This is a genomic window from Halorubrum sp. SS7 (genome assembly GCF_005435055.1).
In the GTDB taxonomy this organism is placed as follows: domain Archaea; phylum Halobacteriota; class Halobacteria; order Halobacteriales; family Haloferacaceae; genus Halorubrum; species Halorubrum salinarum.
The window spans coordinates 1-353 of record NZ_SGXV01000423.1; the positions used below are offsets into that span (position 1 = coordinate 1).

The window sequence follows — 353 nt, forward strand, 5'->3', positions numbered from 1 at the left end:
AACGTCGTCGCCCGCGTCGCGGGACTGGTCCCGCCGGTCGTCCTCGGCGTCGCCATCGACGCCGTCTTCACCGGCACCGGTCCGTACACGCTCCCGCTGGTTCCGGACGCGTGGCTCCCGACCGCCGAGCCCGCGCAGTTCCGGCTCTCGGTGATCCTCATCTTCGCGTCGTTCATCGTGACGGGCGTGTTCACCTACGTCTACGGTATCGCCGCGAACAACTTCGCGCACCGGGTGATGCACTCGGTCCGGACCGACTCCTTCGACCAGATGCAGCGGCTCGACATGACCTTCTTCGACGACAAGCAGACCGGGGAGGTCATGTCCGTCCTCAACAACGACGCCTCGAACCT

Annotated in this window: 1 protein-coding gene; it reads left to right on the forward strand. The window is 66.3% G+C overall.

Annotation, left to right across the window (positions count from 1 at the left end; genetic code table 11):
• A partial coding sequence (locus tag EXE44_RS18640; protein WP_137718090.1) for an ABC transporter transmembrane domain-containing protein occupies positions 1-353 on the forward strand: 353 nt, incomplete at both ends.